We start from the raw sequence: 20403 nt of genomic DNA on the forward strand, positions 1-20403 counted from the left end.
AAACGACGATTTGAGTGCCGATTCCAGCAATTCAAGCACTTGTTTGGCACAATGGGGCCATTCGATACAAAAGAAGTACCCCATGCAATCACCTGCAAAACCCGAATTCATTCGCGCCGAGAAACGCGAAGGCGACGCCGAACTGGACGCGCATCTGTTTCGGCAAGCGCTGGCCCAGTTCGCCACTGGCATCACTATCATCACCACCAAAAATGCCGAAGGCAAATACGTGGGGGTCACTGCAAATTCTTTCAATTCCGTTTCTTTGCACCCACCTCTGGTGCTGTGGAGTTTGTCCAAAAAGGCCAGCAGCCACGACGCATTTGCTGTAGCCACGCACTACGGTGTCAGCGTGCTATCGGCAGATCAGGAAGAACTGTCGCATCACTTTTCTACCTTCAAAGGCGATCGCTTTGCCGGGCTTGAAGTGATCGAGGGGTTGGGTGGCGCACCGCTGATTCCCAATGCATTGGCTCACTTTGAATGCAAGGTACGCAATCGCCATGACGAAGGCGACCATTTCATTATGGTGGGTGAGGTGTTGCGTTGCGATTTCCGGGAAGGTGAGGCCTTGGTGTATCGGTCGAGGAAGTACTTCCGGAACTGATCAAATTCTTGCTTGCTCGACAGCTGGTTTATTTAGCCCAACCAGCTTGGGTTCCGAGCTCTCGCCTGAAAACCTGTACTTCCCTTTTTGAGATTCACCCTGACTCACCTCGCTCGGCAAAAAGGCGGGCCGAGTCTCGGTGCCGGCCTTTGGCCGACCGTGGCGGGTGAATTCAAACGGGCAGGTTTTCTTGAAGGCGAGGCGATCGAAACACCGCCGCCGATTGGGCTGTAAATTCAGCCGCCGGTGACGCGGGGCTGAACTTGCAAGTGGTCGCACGATGACCAGTCAGAAAACTTGCCGGCTTGGCGCGCCGAGACAAACGATCGCGCCCTGGCGCGAAAGCCAAGACCCGACCGTTACTTTTGGAGGACTTGGCTTAGTGCAGGCTCAAGCAGACAAGCCGATATGCCAAGTTTTCGGGCAGCGGTGACCCTTCAAGTTCAGATCAAAAGTCGCCATTCAAGTGCTGCACAAGTAACTCACGCCGAGTTGGCAATAAACCCGCGCTTCAGCCGACTACCACCTTCTTCCGCCCTGGCACCAAAATCACAGCCATCGCACCAAGAATCAACACCAGCGCAACGAAGTCGGGCCAGTGCGGCACTTCGCCCAAAAAGAAGCTGCCAGCCATTACACCCACCACCGGAATGATCATGATGGACAAGCTCGACACGATTGGCGGCAATGATTTGGCCAGGCTAAACCAAGCCACTTGGCAAAATGCGAATACACCAAACGCGTTGTAGAAAATTGGCCACCACTGCGACCAACCCTGCGGCGCGCCCACATCGGTTCCTTCGAACCAAAACCCGGCCAAACCCATGGCCACAATGGTGGGGGGCATCATGGCATGCGTGAAGGTAAGTGCATGCAAACCGGTGGGGTAATGCCGAATCAAGGTGGTGCCCAAGCCCCAACTGGCGGCTGCAATCAACATAAGAACAACGCCCAACGGGCTGCCTGCAATTGCAGCAAATTCAGACGACAACAGCAACATGGCGGCCACCATGGCCAAAGCAAGTCCAATCCAGCCTCGCCTTCCTACGGGGTGCGCAAACATCAAACCGGTCAACACCACCCACACCGGCATGGTGTAGCCCAAAATGGCAGCACGCCCCGAGCTCAGTTCCTTCACGGCCAAAATACAAAACAGGTGCCAACCAATCATATTGGGAATGCACAGCAAGGCCAGCCTGCCCCACATTTCTCGTGGCACCTTCAGCGACACCTTCATTTGCCGGGCAACAAACCACATGGCCACCATGCCAAACACCATGCACAGGGCACGAAAATGCAAGGGTGGATACTGGGTTACCGCATATTTCATCACGGGCCAGTTCATTCCCCAAATGGCAGTAATGCCAAGGAGTAACTGGATTTGCGGTAGGGATAATTTTGCTGCAGGCACGAAAGTGAACGATCATTCAGTAAGGTGCCCCAGTGTAGTGCATCAGCCCTTGCTTGCCCCTAGGGGCTTGCCCTGATCCTGTACAATGGTGACATCTTTCAACTGTACACATGCGCAATGGCCAGCAATCGCTTTTTCGAGTTCAACACCTTTCCAGAACGCCTTGCGCACAGTTGGCAGCACAGCAATTCCATGTTGTGCGTGGGCCTTGACCCCGACATAACCCGCATGCCCCAAGGCTACGGCACAAGCCCTTCTGAAATCGAGCGCTTTTGCATGGAAATTGTGAAGGCCACGGCTGAATTTGCCTGCGCGTTCAAACCCCAAATTGCTTACTTTGCAGCCAACCGCGCTGAAGCAGCACTGGAAAACATTCTGGCCTACGCCAATGAAATTGCACCGCACGCCACCACCATTCTCGACGCCAAACGCGGCGACATTGGGGCCACCGCCAAGCAATACGCCATTGAGGCGTTCGAGCGCTACAAAGCCGACAGCGTAACCCTGAGCCCCTACATGGGCAGCGATTCAGTTGAGCCTTACCATGCCTATGCTGACCGAGGTCTTTTCCTTCTGTGCCGCACATCCAATCCCGGTGGCAATGACCTGCAATTTTTAAACACGGAGCACAGCGAACCGCTTTATCAAACCGTTGCCAAACTGGCGACCACCACCTGGAACCCGCACCAACAAGTGGGCCTGGTTGTGGGCGCCACCTACCCTGAAGAAATTAAAACCGTGCGCAGCATTGTGGGCGACGCACCACTGCTGGTGCCTGGCATTGGCGCACAGGGCGGCGACTTGCTGAACACCGTGAAAAACGGTTTGTGCAGCCAAGGCTGGGGCTTGTTGATCAATTCCTCTCGCGCAATCCTGTACTCCAGTCAAAAGGCCGATTTCGCCAGTGCTGCCGCACTGGAAGCCCGAAACACCCGTGACGCCATACAAGCTTCAAAAGCCACCGCACTTTCAGGCTAAAATCAACACAACACACACCATTCGAGTTCAGGGAAAAAGAGCCACACTGGCCGGCCTGCACTGAGGAGACAGGGATGAAAATACTTCTGGCCGAAGACGACAGTTTGTTGTCTGAAGGTTTGTCGCAATCGTTGCGTCAGGCAGGCTATGCCGTGGATTGCATGTTCAAAGGCAGCGACGCCGACACAGCGCTAACCACCATGAACTACGATATTTTGATACTCGATTTGGGCTTGCCCAAAATGAGTGGTCTTGAGGTGTTGCGTCGCCTGCGGGCACGCAGCAACAACATGCCTGTACTGATACTGACAGCGGCCGATAGCGTGGAGCAACGCGTGCAAGGCCTCGATGCCGGTGCCGACGATTACATGGCAAAACCTTTCGACCTGAAAGAACTTGAAGCCCGTGTGCGAGCCCTGGCACGCCGTGGTACCGGTGGCGGAGCCAGCATTTGGAAACATGGCCCTTTGACCTTCGATCAGGTGGGGCGCATTGCCTACATCAACGACGACATGCTCGACTTGTCAGCGCGTGAAGTAGGCCTGCTCGAAGTTCTGCTTCAGCGGGTAGGCCGCCTGGTCAGCAAAGAACAATTCGTCGACCACCTGTGTGAATGGGGCGAAGAAGTCAGCAACAACGCCATTGAGGTTTACATTCACCGCCTTCGCAAAAAAATTGAAGTCAACGGTGTGCGAATTGCCACCGTGCGCGGCTTGGGTTACTGCCTTGAAAAATACACCGAGAAAGAAGCCGCACCGAATGCCGATGCCAATACATAAAGCAGGTGCCTGATTGGCCTGGTACAAACGCAATCCGCTGGCCTCGGGTCAACAGCAACGGCGCTCACTGTTCGGTGAAATTCTGGACTGGATGCTGGCCCCGCTGTTGATTTTGTGGCCAATGAGCATTGGGGTCACCTACCTTGTGGCCAAATCCATCGCCAACGACCCCTTCGATCACATTCTCGACGACAAAATAACAGCCTTGGCCCAAGAGGTGGCCGCTCAGGCACCAAGCAACCAATTCAGCATTCCCAAAGAGGCCATGGAAATTTTACTGGCCGATGGCACCGACCAACTGCGTGCACAAGTATTGGGGAAAACCGGTGAGTTTTTGCTGGGCGATGAGCGCACCTTGCCAATTCCACAGCGCGAAGCCCGACAAATTGGCGTGGTTAATTTTCGGGACATTGTGGTCAATGGCGAAGACTTCCGCGCAGGCCACCTTTGGATTGAACTGCCCACCGTGGGCGAAAACCGTTTCATCCTGATACAGGTTGCGGAAACGCTGGGCAAACGCGACGGCTTGGCCAACGAAATCATCAAGGGCGTGATTCTGCCGCAGTTCGTCATTCTGCCCCTGGCCGTGTTGCTGGTTTGGTTTGGTCTGTCGCGCGGAATTGCACCATTGAACAGCTTGCTGGACATTATTCGCGCCCGCAAACCTGATGACCTGAGTGCGCTGCAAACCAAAGACACGCCCGAGGAGTTGTTACCTGTTATTACTGCGTTGAACGAACAACTGGAGCGATTGGAACAAACCATCGACACGCAAAAACGCTTTGTGGCCGATGCCGCCCACCAGTTGAAAACACCGTTGGCTGGCCTGCGCATGCAAGTTGAATTGCTCAGCGATGAAACCGACGAGGCAGCCAGGCTGCGCAGCCTGCGCCGACTGAAAGTGGGCACCGAACGATCCACCCGCCTGGTGAACCAGTTGTTGGCACTGGCCCGCACTGAAGCACCATCGGTGCTGCAATTTGAAAAACTTGATTTAACTCACATTGCGCGCACGGTGACCAGGGACTTTGTGCCCGAAGCCATGAACAAGCACATCGACCTGGGTGTGGAAGTACCCGATCACCCCGTGTACGTGAACGGCCAAACCCTGATGCTGACCGAGATGATGAAAAACCTGGTGGAAAACGCCCTGCGTTACACCCCCGAGGAAGGTTGCGTCACTGTGCGTGTCGATGACAGCCCACAGCGCGAAGCGATTGTGCTCGAGGTGGAGGACGACGGCCCCGGCATTCCTGAAAGTGAACGCAACCTGGTGTTTGACCGTTTCTATCGCGTGCTGGGCACCAGCGAGGACGGCTCGGGCCTTGGGCTGGCCATTGTGCAGGAAACCGCATTCCAGCACGACGCCAATGTAACCATTCATGACAATCCAAAATCAAGCCACCCCGATCGATCGGGTACCGTAATGCGTGTCAGTTTCCCGCCGCGCTACCGGCAAATGGAAGATTGATTGCTTAAAATACAAATTCAACTTTTTTAGAAGCACCCGATGAGAGCAAAAGGCAGTGAATGGCACGCCCCTGAAGACGACAACCACAAACTGGCCAATTTGTGTGGCCCCGTGGATGCCAACCTTCGTCAAATTGAAGCCGCATTGAACGTAAAAATTGCGCGCCGCAACGGCACCTTGAATGTGGCAGGCGACAAAGAAAATGCCAAACAGGCTTTTATCCTGATCAATCACTTTTTTGAGAAAAGTGACAAGCCAGTGACCGCCGACGAAATTCAATTGGCATTGGTCGAACTGAAGAACACCAACGCCGTGGCCAGCGCCAAAAAAGAAATTCCGCTGATTGCCGGTGAAGACGAACCCGTGATCCTGAAAACCAAGAAGGGTGACCTGCAACCCCGCACCGCCCGCCAGAAGGATTATTTAAAGGCCGTGCTTGAACACGACCTGACCTTTGGCATTGGCCCTGCCGGTACCGGCAAAACTTATTTGGCTGTGGCCTGCGCAGTGGATGCGCTTGAGCGCGACAGCGTGAAACGAATCATTTTGACCCGCCCAGCGGTGGAGGCTGGCGAACGGCTGGGCTTTTTGCCAGGTGACCTGAACCAGAAAGTAGACCCCTACCTGCGCCCCTTGTACGATGCACTGTACGATTTGGCGGGCTTTGACCGCGTGCAAAAATGGTTTGAACGCAATGTGATTGAAATTGCACCGCTGGCCTACATGCGTGGCCGCACGTTAAGCCATGCTTTCGTGATTCTGGACGAAGCCCAAAACACCACGCCCGAGCAAATGAAAATGTTTTTGACCCGAATCGGTTTTGGGAGCAAGGCAGTGATTACTGGCGACGTGACCCAAATTGACCTGCCGCGCGGCCAACAAAGTGGCCTGGTTCAAACCCAGCACGTGCTGCGCAACGTCAAAGGCATTGCAATGACCTACTTCACCAGCGCGGATGTGGTGCGCCACCCACTGGTGGCCCGCATTGTTGAGGCTTACGAACGTTTCCACAACCCCGAACGAACCAACCCAGCTGACGAAATCAATGACGAGTAAAACCACCACACCGGTTGGCGTAGCCATTCAATGGGCCGTACACGCAGACCACCCACCATTTTCTGAAGTGGAGAACAGCCGCATTCGCCGCTGGGCCAAAGCCTGCTTCATGGACAGGGCTGAAATCACCATTCGCCTGGTGGGCGAAGAAGAAGGTCGACAACTGAACCACGATTTTCGCGGCAAAGACTACGCCACCAATGTGCTGACCTTTCCCATGGACATGCCCGACCTGGGCCCGGATTCGGGCCTGCCCGTGTTCATGGCAGACATTGTGATATGCCCTGCCGTGGTAGAACGCGAGGCGGCTGAACAGGGTAAAAACCCAATTGATCACTTGGCCCATTTGATTGTTCACGGCTGCCTGCATGCCCAAGGCTATGTGCATGAAAGCGACAATCAGGCTGAGTTGATGGAAAACCGCGAAATTGAAATTCTAAAACGTTTCAAGATTTCAAACCCTTACGTGATATCAGGCAAAAAATAGTGGCTTTTTGCCGCCATAGGGCTTGACCACTTTTGAAAACTTGGCCATAATCGCGGTCTTCGGTTGAGGGCGTAGGCCTGACAGCGAAATGTGGGTCGTTAGCTCAGCTGGTAGAGCAGAGGACTTTTAATCCTTTGGTCGTGAGTTCGAATCTCGCACGACCCACCACAAATTCAAGGACTTAGATGCGAGAGCATCTAGGTCCTTTTTCATTTTCGGCGATCTGGTACCAAACTGGTACCCAATGCAATTCAATACTGCCATCCCCCACCCAAGCAACACACACAGAGAATTTCTACCCCTCCCGATCCTTTCCGCATACTCATGGGTCGATCTGCTTTCGTTCAAAACTGCATGAATGCCCAAGCCCGCACATTTCACGAAGACCACCTGAAGCGCAAAGCCCAATCGCTGCAACTTGCTTACACCCGAGCGCTGAATAGCCACGACGGCTCAACCCCGCTTTACCTACATCAGGAAATGGATTTTCTGGGTCACTTCGAGCCCGATGCTCAAGTAAGCCTGGCCGTGGTGCCCGAGGTAATGCAGCAAGATCCCATAGCAGGCATCATGTTGATGACAGCCCAGCTGAATACACAGCAAACCAGCGCCTTAGTCACAGCATTTGAAAAAGGTACATTCAACGCTGCCTTGCTGGGTCAGTTGTTTGGTGCAACCAACTTACCCGGTAACCTGGCCAATTTAATTGAAGCTGCTGCCAAGGCACACTTTACTGCAAAAATGAGAACCGAATTACGAGCCACACTGGCCAGCGGTAAATCCCGCACGGTGAAGCTGGGCAACGGTGTGGAATTGAAAGCCGTGGGCCTTAGAGGCCCCAACCAGTTTGGCAAACATGCCGATGTACTTATTCGCGTTCGTCAAACCAATGCCAAGCAAATTACCTTGTTGGAGAAGAACCAGTTTCAGCAAATTAGCAAAAACATGAGCACCAAGTCCTTGGGGCCTGCCGCATTCAAACATGACAAAGTACTCAGCTTTAGCCGACAGGCGGCAGATGAAATGTGGGAGTTGCGCAGGCTTACAGGATCATCTTTCCTGGGCTCCGCAAGAGTGGGTGGTGTTCTAACGTTCGGTCCCACATTGATCAACGACGTGATGACCAACTACAACCACAACGCCAAACTGGACCAGAAGTTCAACTACAAGAAGTTCGCGGTAGACAGCGCCAAGAATCAAACTGGCAATGCGCTAGGTATGGCCGCTGGTTTTGGCGTAGCTATTCTGTTTACCGGTGGAATGGTTGCTGGCGCCCCCTTGATTCTGCTCTCAATGGGAATTGGGGTTGCTGTTTCAATTGGCTACGACCGTCTTGGATTTGATGATGTTGTTGAAGCCAAAGCCAAAAAGCTATTTCAATAAAACAAACAGACGGCACTGTTATTTTTATCGACCATGATTAATCCAGCCCCTTTGCACTTTTATTTCCTTGGTGGAATTCTCAGCTTGTCATTTTTGCTGCTGATTGCCGCGACCCCTCTGTACATGGCCACCTGGATGACCACGGGTATAGTTCTGTGTTTGTTTGCCAGCATAGTTCTCTTCTCATCCGTCGTGTGTTACCAATGGGTTTTTGTTAGCAAAAGGCCAATCAAAGCAACCATCATTGAATTTACTACGCTGTTGATCGCGGTTCATCCGTTTGTGTTTGGAATCCATCATTGGCCCCCACTGACTGACCACAGTGAGCTAATTCAAACCTCGCACTGGTATGAAAACATCAATCTTGTTTTTGGTGTCTGTGTGCTGCTCATCACCACTGTTGTCGCTTATGCGATTGCGTATTCCAGATCTGACAAATCATCTCTTGAAACATGCTCTGGCCTTGAGTGGACCATTTTTCAAATCAATCTTCGAACCAGAAAGTACAGTCGCCGTAAAAACTTTCCAATCATTCATACACTTTACTGGCCACTTGTATTGGCGGGTGGTTTTTATATCATGTGGTTTGCCAGTCAATACGCCCAGGTGGAAGATTTAAAAGAGGATCTAAAACTTATTTCTTTACTCGGAATATGCTCAATGATTCTTTGTTACCTCTGCGGTCTTGTGTTTGGAGAGGGTATTCGGCTTATTCAGATCGAACGATATTTGAATAAGGGAAAATTCGAAATCGAAGGTCTGGAACATCTGAAACGCTGGCGCCACGACTACGTGAAGTACCACCTTCCCGCCCCGATCCGCAAACTCAACTTGCGCTTGTTCAACCAACATGTAAAGGCGTATGAAGACCTCCAAAAAACCAAATATCAAAGTCGCTCACAATCACGCCTTTAATTATGTACGCATTGACGTACGTTCGTTTTATCGTACAATAAACGACTACAAAAGTTTGAGGTTCATCATGGCTGGAATCACCGCAACCGAGGCTCGCAGCAATCTTTATCGCCTAATTGATGAAACCGCAGAGTCTCACCAACCCATCGTCATCACCGGGAAACGCAATAGCGCGGTTCTTGTTTCCGAAGAGGATTGGTCTGCCATTCAAGAAACGCTTTATTTACTCTCGGTTTCGGGTATGAGAGAGTCCATTCGAGAAGGCATGGACACGCCAGTGGATGAATGCGACCAGGAGTTGGACTGGTGACTTGGGCAATCGTTTACACCAAACAAGCCCAGAAGGACGCAAAAAAACTGGCTGCAAGCGGCCTGAAACCAAAAGCTCAAGAACTGCTTGCGATCATTGCCGAAGACCCCTACCGCAAACCACCCCCCATTGAAAAACTGGTCGGCGACCTGGCCGGGGCGTATTCGCGGCGAATCAACATTCAACATCGTTTGGTCTATCAAGTGCTCGACAATGACCGCACAGTTAAAGTGCTGCGCCTATGGAGCCACTACGAATAGCCTCAATTGAAGTGACAAGTGTCGCCCTTTTTACATTACTGGCATTCTCACTGTCACAAACACATCTAAAACTTCCACACCTTCAGTAAGAGTAAATCACCACCAAATTTTGAACGGGGTTTGCCTGATGAATGTGAAGTCACTTCTCGCCTTGAGCGCAACAGCAGCACTCCTTTCCGCCTGTCTTTCAAGCGGCGAATCCACCACCACAACCACCAGCGGCGCTAGCCAGCCTGTCACGCCCAGTGAAACCCCGCTGCAGCTGTCTGAATTCTCGGTGGCCAATGGCTGCTTTGGATTGCAATCGACGTTTAGTCGCCAGTTTGTGCAACCCGCCGCAGCCCGCTACGCCGCGGGACCCGCCACAGAAGCGGAAAACTTCACCATGCGGCCCACAGAATTGGGCAAGTATTTGATTTACGGCAGCGACCGGCAAATGATCACAGCGCAAGGCAACACCCTGGTGGCGAGCGCCGAACCCACGGATGCAGCCGTGTGGCAAGCCAGTTTTGACAAAAACAAAAACCAGTTCAGCTTCGCTGATGCAACGGGAAGGTTCTTGGCACTGGATGAAACGGCTGGACTGACTACCGCAGCCGAGCCAAACGAACTGGCACCCAATTCAAATTAACACCGAGCAGCGATTGTGCCGCCTACCCTGAAATGCCCACTGCCATGGAAGGTACGCCATACAAAGGCCGCGGTGAGAACCAACCCATCATCGGCTTTGCGGACACCCACACGCACATGGGTATGTCCAGCGAAATGTCGCTGGATGGCAGCGTAGGCCCATCTGCCGGTGGTGTGCTTTATGGCGAGGTAGTACATCGCTTTGGCATACCCCACGCGCTGGGCAGCTGCGAGGGATTCCATGGTCCCAATGGCATTCGCGATGCCAACAACATTCTGGAAACCACACCGGGCGCACAACACGATACGCAAGGTTGGCCCACCTTTGTGGACTGGCCACGCCGCAATTTCCTGACCCACCAAGTGATGTACCACGCCTGGGTTGAACGCGCATGGCGCGCAGGCTTGCGCGTGATGGTGAACCACGGTACCAATATTGCGGCACTGTGCCGGGTCGGCCAAACCTACTCAGGCAAACCCGAAGCCGATTGCGACGACATGAGTGTTGCGAGTAAACAGGTGGAATACCTGTATGACGTACAAGACTACGTGGACGCGCAATTTGGAGGCCCTGGTAAAGGCTGGTATCGAATTGTAAAAACACCAGCGGAAGCACGCCAAGTAGCAAACGAGGGCAAGCTGGCTGTGGTGCTAGGCGTGGAAGTAGCGCAGGTGTTCAACTGTGGCGTTACCATGCTGCCGGGCGGCACAGAAATCCGGAAGTGCGACCAAACGCAAATTGACGCGGAAATCGAAAAACTGTGGGCACTGGGCGCCCGCCACGTGTACCCCTTCCATGACATTGACAGTTCGCTGGGCGGCGCTGGTATTTTCAGTGGCGACGTCATCAACTTTCTGAATTTCCTGGACACGGGCGCCTTCTGGAAAACCACCGAATGCCGCGACTTCCCCAAGAACGAGCCCTCGGTGCGCGAACCGGGTACCAATATGACTACTGCAGTTCCTGGTACTGGCAGCAATGCACTGACCACTATGCTGCTGGAGGCAGTGGGCGGTATTACACCGCTATACCCAGACGGCAAACGTTGTAATGCCCGAACGGTAACTGACCTTGGCAAGTATGCACTGACCGCCCTGATGAATCGTGGCTTTGTAATCGACATTGATCATGCTGCGTACCACAGCAAAGATGTGATGCTGGATTTGGCCGAAACCATGAATCCGCCCTACCCCATGGCCTCATCCCACGACGCCCATGGTGGTTTAACCAGCGACCAGGCAGTGCGCATGCTGAAAAGTGGCGGTGTGATTTACCCCTACAAAGGCAACGGCATCAAGCATGTGGAGTTTCTGGAAAAGCTGAAATTCTGGCGCAACAAGGCAGGGTTGAATAACACCTTGCTGGGCCTGGGTTATGGCGCAGATGGCAACGGCTTTGGTGGACACCCTGGTCCGCGCGGTGGCAACAGTGTGCCCGTTCAATACCCCTTCACCCTGTTCCGTGGTGAAGGTTGGGGCTCACGTTACCAGTCACTGCCTGCCATGAAAGTCAATTTGCTGACCATACCTGAGAGTGGCAAGTTCTGGCACATCGACGAAGTGGGCATGGCGCACTATGGCATGGTGGCCGACTTTGTTGAAGAAGTTCGACTTGAAGGTGGCGGCGAGGCCATCGACGCGCTGTACAACAGCGCCGAGACTTACGTGCGCATGTGGGAAAACGTGTACTACCGCAACAATCCGAAATGATTGCACGCTGGTTCACTGCGGTGCTGCTAGCAGCACCGGGTAGCGTGTGGGCACATGCATTTGGTGAACCAGTGCAGTTGCCCATGCCCTACGGGCTTTATATTGCGGGCTCGGTGCTGGCGCTTGTGTTGTCATTTCTGTTGCTGGCCCTGGCCGGTCGCTATTCCTCGAACAGGCAATTCAAAGTACAACTGGCCTTGATGGCGTGGCCTGCGAAGTGGGTTCACGCTGCGCGGGCAGCAGGTTCACTATTCTGGTTGAGCGCGTTGGCGTTTTGTATCGTGACCGGCCTTGTGGGCAGCAACGACAGCCACCGCAATATCAACATGACTTTCTTCTGGATACTGTTTGTGTTGGGTGGTTCCTACGCAGCCCTGTTGATTGGCGACTGGTACAAGTACCAACACCCATGGCGTTTTTTGTTGTCCGCCCGCTGGAAAGGTTTTTACAACTATCCAAAATGGCTTGGGCACTGGCCCGCGTTGGTTCAGTTGGTCACCCTGGTGTCGATCGAATTGTTTTTTCACAGCACGCCACGCAAATTGGCCTTGCTGCTGATCGCATTTGGCGCGTTCAACTATGCAGGCATGCTGTTGTGGGGAACGCGGCGCTGGCTGCAGCGCGGCGAGTTATTTGCCGTACTGTTTCGCTTGTTCGCCGCCTGTGCACCACTGCGCAGAACACGTGGTACCGACGGAAAATACCGCTGGCGATTCACGCTGCCTTTCTCTGACCTTCGCCACGCACGGCTGTGGCACCCCGCGCAATGCCTGTTTGTATTGTTTCTGCTGTCTTCCACTGCCTACGACGGGCTGCGGGAAACCGCGGTGTACTTCAACGTGTTTTGGCAAGACCCACTGGGGCTGTTGACCGCTGCATTTGGCGATCACCCCATGAAAATTTACCCCACAGTACGCCCGTGGTTTGTGGCCTGGGAAATCACTTTGTTGTTGGTTTCCCCGCTGTTCTACCTGCTGCTGTTCATCGCATTTCTCACCTTGGGGCGAGTGTTGACTGGCGGGCAACAACCCATCGGCTTGCTGTTGCGCCGTTACTTGCCCAGCCTGGTACCCATTGCAGTGGTGTACTACTTCACGCATTACTACACCCTGCTGTTTAGTCAGGGTTTGAAAATTCGGGGTTTGGTGTCTGATCCCTTCGGTTGGGGCTGGAATATTTTCGGCAATGCCATCACTGGCCGCCTGCCCTGGTTGCCCGACATGGCCAACATCTGGACCAGCCAGGTGGTACTGATTCTGGCCGGGCATGTGGCCGCTGTGTGGTTAGCCCACCAGCAGGCGTTGCAACTTGAACACAGCAACAGGCGCGCCACACTAAGCCAACTGCCCATGCTGGTGTTGATGGTGGTATTCACCAGCGTGGGGCTTTGGATTCTGGCGCAACCGTTACAGGGTTAGATCACTGCGCCGGCATTTTCGTGGTGCGCAGGTAAGGCAGCTTAATGTCAATTTCACCAAATTTCTCAGTGGCCTGTTCATTGTTCACCGACAAGGCCACGATCACATCCTGCCCTTGCAGCCAGTTGGCCGGTGTGGCAATTGGCTTGCCATAAGTAGTCTGGAGTGCATCCAGTGCACGCAACACTTCCGCAAAATTTCGGCCCACCGACATGGGGTAAGTCATGGACAACTGCATTTTCTTGTCTGGGCTGAAAATAAACACCACGCGCACGCTGGCAGAGTCTGCGGCAGTGCGACCATCGGGCAAATATGCATTGGCAGGCAGCATGTCCAGTGCTTTGGATACTTCAAGCGACTTGTCCGCAATAATCGGAAATGACGCTTTTGCGCCAGAAAACTTCTCGATATCACCTTTCCAATGCGTGTGCTCCTCCACGCCATCCACCGAAAGACCGATGACTTTGGTTCCGCGCTTTTTCCATTCCTCGGCCAACTGGGCCACTGCACCAAACTCGGTGGTGCACACAGGCGTGAAGTCTTTGGGGTGACTAAACAAAATGGTCCAGCTGTCGCCGATGAAATCGTGCAGCATGAATTTTCCCTGATCTGTTTCCAGGCTTAGGTTAGGCACCACATCATTGATTCTTAATCCCATTGCTTTCTCCTTGTTGAGGCATTTCACGAATTCAACTGCCGAAGCCTTTCAGCAAGACGGCAGTCAGCTCATTCAATGTCCCCAAGGGTACTCGTTTCTGAGGCGTCAATCCATTGGTGAAACCCATCGCCCTGAAACGATCCAGCAAGCGACTGTCTTTCGACACGATAAAAACAGGTACATCCCAGGGCGTGGGCTCTCGGGACACGCTGCCTGTGGGCTGGTGATCTCCGATCATGACATACACGGTTTCTCTGGGCTCGGGCTGACTGAAGTAACCCGCCAGCCACGTGTTGGTGTAGTTAATCGTGCGCAGGTAATCCGGCTTCATGTACTCCCAGTTCACGGGCTCGGCTTGCGCGCGTGCAGCTTCGGCGGCATCAAACGGTTGTGGGCCCAGTAATTTTTTCCAGTCGGACTGGTAAGGCGGCACTTGATGAAACGGGAAATGACTGGAAATAGTCGGAAAGAAAGTGAAACGGGGCTTGGCCGATTCATTGCGCGGGTACAGCTGATCAACCCGGGCTGCAGCAAACTGGTCAGGAATTTTCCAGAAACCAAATGCAGGGCCTTCGTAGTTCAAGGCTGGGCCATCAATGTATTGATCAAAGCTGTAAAAGGCGCGCTCAACCCATTCCCACCCCACTGAATGGTACAAACCAAATGTTTCATAACCATCACGTTCGAACACGTCCAGTAAGGTTGGGCGTTCGGTGGTCAGAAGTACGTCGTGCTTGCGCGAATCTTTCAGATCGATACCAGACAACACCGACAAATGAGCAAGGTCACTGGCACCGCCAATAGTTGGCGACACATAAAACGCGGACACCACATTGCGGCCACTGGCCAGTATGGACTTTTCAAGCTGTGCACGGGTTTGAGCGACCGCGGCCGACGAGTCCTTTTGGTCATACAACACGGCGCCATACGTTTCAAGAAATATCATGTGCACATCGCGTTTGTTCAATGCACCCAACACGGGTGCATCTGTTTTGGCCAAGGCCTCGTCAATCACCGTGCTGGCGGGCAAAAGTTGTGCGGCCCGGGAAGGTATCAAAATATCGCGCAGCTTTAAGGCTTCTTTCCAGTACACGGGCACCACTGCTTTGGAAACAAATGTGGGTTCGTCCGGGTTTTCCGAGTAATTGGCGATCACAATGACGCCAGCCAACAACAGCGCACTCCACAGCCACGGGGTTTTTGCCACAGGCTGAACCGCCTTGCTCACTGTGTTCATCGCCATTACCAACAAACGGTAATAAGCCCACACGACTGCGCAGGTCAACAGCACAACCAAGGCGGTAAGCCACACAGGCAAACCTTGAACAGTGACCCAAACAAAACGGGGAAGCTGGGGTACATCCCAGTAAAGGTTGACGGGGCGCCCCAACAAATTGGGCACCACGACATCGGCGTAATGCCCCACCGCCATCAACAAGTAAATTGCCGAAACAATGCTCAACGCCCGAAGGGTGGGCTTGCCAAACACGGCCACCCATGCCGACAACAGCATGAGCAAACACACGAACTCGGAAGACACACCAAGGTCGGGCAATACATAGACCGTGGGCCAAATGGCTGAAAAACAAAGCGTGGAATTTAAAAAGACCAGGGCCAGCAACACCTGACCACTGAAACGCCATTTTGAAACTTCCGCGCTTGTGCCAACGCCCAGGCCCAAGCCACCTCGCAGTGCGGTATCTGTTGAACTCATGACTGCTTTACACCAACTTCATTGTGCGCCGCGGCCCGTGTGGGCGCAGCACTGAGTAAGGAAACGACGAACGCCGCTACGAAGGGCAAACTCTGGGACACCAGAACCAGGCACCAGGCCAGGTTTTCTTTGGAATCGAAACCCAATTGAAAATAAATCACCCCTACCGCACACAACAACACAAACGCCAAAACAGATTCATCGCGGGCAGCATTCATGGCATAAAGAACGGCCATTCGGTTGGCCATTTTGGGTGTGCGAATGAACGGGATTTTACGGCCAACAAACAAACCCGACAAGGTGGCCCGCCCAATGGCATAGCTCAAAGACAGCCCGGCCAGGGTGGCTGCAAAGGCTGTTCGGAAACTGGCTTTGACTTGCACCAAATACAAGGTGAACAGTTTGGTGATTTTGAATAAAAAGAACATGATTGGCACAACACTGATCAGCAGCGGCGGTGCATTGAATGTCAATGGGTCAAAAAGCATTAAACCAGACCACACAATCGCCAACAGCGTGAAAACCAGATTGAGACCGTCTGCCACCCAGGGCAGCCAACCTGACACAAAGTGATACCGCTGACCTGCAGTCAGACTGCTGCGCCGAAAACCCAGAAGCTGGCCTGCGTGTTCACGCAAAATTTGCATGGCACCGTAGGCCCAGCGGTGTCGCTGTTTTTTGTAATCCGTGAATGTGTCGGGAATCAGGCCGTGTCCATAACTTTGGTCGATATACACTGCCTCGTGGCCTTGCTCAAAAATTCGCAAACCCAGCTCAGTGTCCTCAGTAATGGTACTCACGCCCCAGCAGCCAACCTTCTCCAACACAGACCGGCGAACCATGGTCATGGTGCCGTGTTGAATAATGGCATTTCGCTCATTGCGAGTGACCATGCCCAAATGGAAAAAACCCTTGTACTCCGCATAACACAACGACTTGAATGCACTGTCTGCACCGTCGCGGTAATCTTGCGGCGCCTGTACGATCGCAATCTCGGGTTTTTCGAACTGTGGCGCCAAATCGCTTAACCAGTGTGGCTGCACTTTGTAGTCTGCATCAATCACCGCCACCACTTCTGCATGCGGGCAGGTTCTTTCCAGCGCGTAATTCAAGGCTCCCGCCTTGTAACCGCTCAAGGGTTTTACGTGAAAGAAACGGAAGCGCTCACCCAACAACTGGCAATGCGCCTGCACAGGGCGCCAGGTATCATCGTCTTTCGTGTTGTTGTCCACCACGATTACCTCAAAATTCGGGTAATCCAACCTGGCCAAAGCATTCAAGGTGTCGATCAACATCTCAGGTGGCTCTTCATAAGCCGGCACATGCACAGACACGAATGGCCGGTACTTGGTGACCACTGAACTGTGTGAATCGGTGCGCGTGGGCAAGGTCAGCAATCTGCGTCGACTGGTGTACCACATGGCCTCAGCCCACTCATGGGCCTCCGACATCACAATGACAAAAACGCCCACCACACCCAACAACAAAAACACGGAAATGGCCACACTGACCCAGGTGTGGTACTGCAGGGTGAAGTCGTAAATGACATAAATGATCAAGGACGAAATAACGAAGGCATTGAAAATCAAAAATGTGCGCCCACTGTCTCGCAGGGTTCTGCTGTCAATCAGCAGCAGAAAAGTCATCATCAAAGCCACCACAATCGATGCAGCGGCCAACAACTTCCATTGCGGTATCGCAATAATCGGGCGGTCTGGCTCAAACTTCGGCTCACGGAATGAATCGAACACCCCCCAGTGCCCACCCACGCTGCCTTCAATGTCAGATTTCCACGGTTGGTCAAACGCCTCCATCACATAAAACACCATGTGCTCTTGCTCGGCACGCGGAATGAAACGACGCAGAAATTTGGCCTGGTTGGCCTGCGATGCATCCGCCTGTTTGATTGAACGTCCGTTACTGGGCCAACCCACCTCGGTGACCACAATCGGTTTACCCGGGAAAGCCTCCTGCAAACGTTGGTAGGTGTTGATTGAAAAGTCCACGGCATTGTCCAGCGCAATGCCTTCCCAGAAGGGCAGCAGGTGAACCGCAAGGTAATCAACATGCTCAGCCAGATCCGGGTTTTTCAACCACACATGCCAGGGCTCAGCCGTGCTCACCGGTATGTCTGTTGCAATGCGTACCTTGTCGAGGGAGGCAATAATTTGAGTCAGGTTCAGGTCCTCACGAAGCAAGGCCTCGTTGCCTGCGATCAGGCGCACCACATTGTAGGGTGGGCTGTGTGCAACGCTGAGCAAGCGATCCAGTTCTTTTTCATTGGCCTGCAGATCGGGGCTTAACCATGCACCCAAGGCGACATTGATGTTGTGCGTTTTGGCCAGTGCAGGAATTTCGCCAAAAATACCGGCCACTGTGTAGGTTCGAATGGCAAGCGTTTTACCGGCCAGCAAGGACAGGTCCCGATTAATGTCCTCAACCTTGGGTTCGATGTTGTCGATGGGGCTTTGCCCAGCCTGGTAAGGCGAAAATGCGAAGCCTGGGATAACCTGATTCCAGGGCGGTACCTGTTCAGGTTGGTTGATATAGCCATAACCTCCGACAACCAACAACACAAAGGCAAACAGTGCAAAAACGGAGGGCATGGGCGTACTGCTTTAAAATCGATTCAATGAATTCTATCTTGACCACGAAGATGCGCAAGAAGTTCTTTCAACACCGCATCGGGCCGCTCGGCCTGAAGAAAATGGCCACATTCGGACAGGGTACACGTTCGAACGCCTTTCGGAAAACATTGGGGCTCTACCATGGCAGGCAGCAATGCCGCTTGCATGCAACCATCGTTTTCACCGGCCATGACCAGGGTTGGCACAGCGAGCGGCTTTCTGGACAAGGCGTAAATTGAACGGGTCGCAGCGCGATGCAAGGTGAACAAGGAACGGTAGTACCTTGTTGCAGCCCAAGCCACGCCTGAATTCGAAAATGCGTCAAATACCGCTTGAATCTCGGCTTCTGAATACTTCCATCCCGGTGACCAACTGTTCCACAGTGCGCGAATTCGACCAAACTGGTTGACCAACAATTTGGCTGGCGCATTGCTCGATTGCATTTCAAGCATGTAAGCCGATTGCCTGAGTTGCCGGGGCATTAAACGCCAGGCTCGCTCCACTTTTTGAAACGGTGGTATGGCCAACAGGCTCAGTGATTTCCAGGCCTGCGCATCGGTGGCAGCGGCGGCCATTGCGGCCACAGCACCCCAATCGTGCCCGACCAGGTGAACATCACGGCCTTCAAATTTTGCACGCCACGCCAACAGGTCCAGCCCGGCATTGAACGGATCGTAAGCCGCATCAGGATTTACCGAGCCCGGCGTGTACCCGCGAAGCCAGGGTCGCACCACTTGGTAGCCTGCCTGCACCAACCCTTCGGCCACGCCGTTCCAGCTGTGTGGTGTATCAGGAAAACCATGTACCAGTATGGCAACAGCGCCCTGTTCAGGACCGTCAACCAAAGCGCTGAGCAGCAAGTTGTCTCGCTGCAATTGTAGAACCGAACGGGTCATAGGGAGCGGCTGAAGTTGCCCCGGAAGAATGCCTCCAGACGGAAGGTCAAGGCCACATAGGGATCGCGATTGCCTTCGGTTGGAAAATGAATTTCCGGAATGATGTCCATGAACAAAACATTCTTGTGAATATCTCGGCGGTAGTGAGCCTGCAAAATATAATCCTTAATCGTGTTCTCGCCACGGTCTTCACCCACAACAATCAGGGCGTAACGCAAGGCAGTGCGTGAATCCAGCACCTTGTTAATTTCTGCGGTTTGAGAAAACACGGTGGAATCACGCCTTTCCTCGTACTCGGCATAGGTCTGAAAGCGTAAGGTGTTTTTCTCGTCGAGCGGCTTGTTGACATCAAAATTTGTTCGCACCTGCAAGCCGCGCTGATTGAACTGGGTCACCCGGCTTGAAGAATTGATTTGCCATTTGCTCTCGCTGAAATTCCACTGCCGCAGGGCGGAATAACGCACATAAGGGTCAAGTGGTGTACCAAATTTCACACCCAAACCCAAGCCTTGAACCCATGCTTTGGTTGGGTCCTTTGAAGAACGCTGCTCCAGGCCAACGGCGGAATTGTTGGTGCTGAATCGTTCGCCACCGCGCACCTCGCGGACGCCCTGCTCCGAAAGTCGGCTCAGGGGCTCTTCAATGTCACTTTCAATAATCAGGCGCAATCGCTTTTTGGTCGTGGGCAAGTCCACCCGGAAACGAACGCTGGGATCGATCTTGGACTCCCCGGGCTGAAGCCGGGTGTCCAGCGCAACGCGAAGAAAAGATTGGTTTTCTACAAACAGGCTGTCTTCCGTACCAAAAAACTGGTCGATGCCGCGTGCCGTGTCATCAACCATTTCAGTCAAGTCGTAATGCACTGGCTCAAAACGTTCTTGAAGCCAAACAGGCAAATCACTCTCAGTGTTCGCAGCGTGGGCCACATTGCCCAAAGTAAACACGCACAAACCAACTGCAACAACGGCGGGGCCTATTTTCAAAGCCTTCTCCTGATCAAGCTGTACTGCAGGTCAATACACGATACCAATTTACGCCTTTAAACAAGGGGGCGTAAGTCCCTGAATCCAGTGATCAATGCTGCTAAACACAT

19 protein-coding genes and 1 tRNA gene are annotated in these 20403 nt (G+C 53.2%); 14 read left to right on the forward strand and 6 right to left on the reverse strand.

Annotated features, from left to right (window positions below; genetic code table 11):
* Positions 1-82: 82 nt before the first annotated feature.
* Positions 83-607: a flavin reductase family protein gene (locus P0D43_RS00205; protein WP_159568809.1), complete on the forward strand. Its 525-nt coding sequence runs from the start codon at positions 83-85 to the stop codon at positions 605-607.
* A gap of 511 nt (positions 608-1118) precedes the next feature.
* On the opposite strand, the gene P0D43_RS00210 is transcribed toward P0D43_RS00205, so the two are convergent.
* Complete coding sequence (locus tag P0D43_RS00210) at positions 1119-2018, reverse strand: DMT family transporter (RefSeq protein ID WP_394672919.1); 900 nt, start codon at positions 2016-2018, stop codon at positions 1119-1121.
* A gap of 117 nt (positions 2019-2135) precedes the next feature.
* Here P0D43_RS00210 and pyrF point away from each other — a divergent pair, with 117 nt between their 5' ends.
* From pyrF to P0D43_RS00275, 13 genes are all read left to right on the forward strand, one after another.
* On the forward strand, positions 2136-2996 hold the full coding sequence (gene pyrF, locus P0D43_RS00215; protein ID WP_394672935.1) for an orotidine-5'-phosphate decarboxylase: 861 nt from the start codon (positions 2136-2138) through the stop codon (positions 2994-2996).
* Between the two features lie 74 nt (positions 2997-3070).
* Entirely contained in the window at positions 3071-3775 is a 705-nt protein-coding gene (locus P0D43_RS00220; protein WP_159568812.1) for a response regulator transcription factor, read from the forward strand.
* 13 nt (positions 3776-3788) lie between these two features.
* On the forward strand, positions 3789-5246 hold the full coding sequence (locus P0D43_RS00225; RefSeq protein WP_394672936.1) for a sensor histidine kinase N-terminal domain-containing protein: 1458 nt from the start codon (positions 3789-3791) through the stop codon (positions 5244-5246).
* A 39-nt stretch (positions 5247-5285) separates the two neighbouring features.
* Positions 5286-6302 carry a PhoH family protein gene (locus P0D43_RS00230; protein ID WP_394672937.1) on the forward strand — a complete coding sequence of 339 codons (1017 nt, stop codon included), beginning with the start codon at positions 5286-5288 and terminating at the stop codon, positions 6300-6302.
* Entirely contained in the window at positions 6292-6789 is a 498-nt protein-coding gene (gene ybeY / locus P0D43_RS00235) for an rRNA maturation RNase YbeY (protein WP_394672938.1), read from the forward strand. Before P0D43_RS00230 ends, ybeY begins: the two co-directional genes overlap by 11 nt.
* A 92-nt stretch (positions 6790-6881) precedes the next feature.
* Positions 6882-6957: transfer RNA gene (locus tag P0D43_RS00240), tRNA-Lys, on the forward strand.
* 186 nt (positions 6958-7143) lie between these two features.
* The gene (locus tag P0D43_RS00245) at positions 7144-8172 is read left to right on the forward strand and encodes a hypothetical protein (protein ID WP_394672939.1); all 1029 of its coding nucleotides are present in this window, start codon (positions 7144-7146) and stop codon (positions 8170-8172) included.
* Positions 8173-8256: 84 nt separating this feature from the next.
* Complete coding sequence (locus tag P0D43_RS00250; RefSeq protein WP_394672940.1) at positions 8257-9087, forward strand: hypothetical protein; 831 nt, start codon at positions 8257-8259, stop codon at positions 9085-9087.
* A 67-nt stretch (positions 9088-9154) separates the two neighbouring features.
* A complete protein-coding gene (locus P0D43_RS00255; protein WP_394672941.1) occupies positions 9155-9397 on the forward strand; it encodes a type II toxin-antitoxin system Phd/YefM family antitoxin in 243 nt (80 codons plus the stop codon).
* Positions 9373-9657: a Txe/YoeB family addiction module toxin gene (locus P0D43_RS00260; protein ID WP_394672942.1), complete on the forward strand. Its 285-nt coding sequence runs from the start codon at positions 9373-9375 to the stop codon at positions 9655-9657. The genes P0D43_RS00255 and P0D43_RS00260 overlap by 25 nt, the downstream gene beginning before the upstream one ends.
* A 127-nt stretch (positions 9658-9784) precedes the next feature.
* Complete coding sequence (locus P0D43_RS00265) at positions 9785-10288, forward strand: hypothetical protein (protein WP_394672943.1); 504 nt, start codon at positions 9785-9787, stop codon at positions 10286-10288.
* A gap of 32 nt (positions 10289-10320) precedes the next feature.
* Positions 10321-11997 carry a peptidase M19 gene (locus P0D43_RS00270; protein WP_394672944.1) on the forward strand — a complete coding sequence of 559 codons (1677 nt, stop codon included), beginning with the start codon at positions 10321-10323 and terminating at the stop codon, positions 11995-11997.
* Positions 11994-13415, forward strand: coding sequence for a hypothetical protein (locus tag P0D43_RS00275; RefSeq protein ID WP_394672945.1), 1422 nt, complete (start codon positions 11994-11996; stop codon positions 13413-13415). Before P0D43_RS00270 ends, P0D43_RS00275 begins: the two co-directional genes overlap by 4 nt.
* A gap of 1 nt (position 13416) precedes the next feature.
* Here the strand turns inward: P0D43_RS00275 and P0D43_RS00280 are convergent, their stop codons facing one another.
* From P0D43_RS00280 to P0D43_RS00300, 5 genes are read right to left on the reverse strand one after another with little or no spacing between them, the layout of a single operon-like run.
* Positions 13417-14073 (reverse strand): peroxiredoxin, encoded by a 657-nt coding sequence (locus P0D43_RS00280; RefSeq protein WP_394672946.1) that lies wholly within the window; start codon positions 14071-14073, stop codon positions 13417-13419.
* A 31-nt stretch (positions 14074-14104) separates the two neighbouring features.
* Complete coding sequence (locus P0D43_RS00285) at positions 14105-15787, reverse strand: sulfatase-like hydrolase/transferase (protein WP_394672947.1); 1683 nt, start codon at positions 15785-15787, stop codon at positions 14105-14107.
* The gene (locus P0D43_RS00290) at positions 15784-18393 is read right to left on the reverse strand and encodes a glycosyltransferase (protein WP_394672948.1); all 2610 of its coding nucleotides are present in this window, start codon (positions 18391-18393) and stop codon (positions 15784-15786) included. Before P0D43_RS00290 ends, P0D43_RS00285 begins: the two co-directional genes overlap by 4 nt.
* A 23-nt stretch (positions 18394-18416) precedes the next feature.
* A complete protein-coding gene (locus P0D43_RS00295; protein WP_394672949.1) occupies positions 18417-19310 on the reverse strand; it encodes an alpha/beta fold hydrolase in 894 nt (297 codons plus the stop codon).
* Entirely contained in the window at positions 19307-20293 is a 987-nt protein-coding gene (locus tag P0D43_RS00300; RefSeq protein ID WP_341237541.1) for a hypothetical protein, read from the reverse strand. Before P0D43_RS00300 ends, P0D43_RS00295 begins: the two co-directional genes overlap by 4 nt.
* Between the last annotated feature and the right edge of the window lie 110 nt (positions 20294-20403).

This window comes from Limnobacter sp. (assembly GCF_043511195.1).
GTDB lineage: Bacteria > Pseudomonadota > Gammaproteobacteria > Burkholderiales > Burkholderiaceae_B > Limnobacter.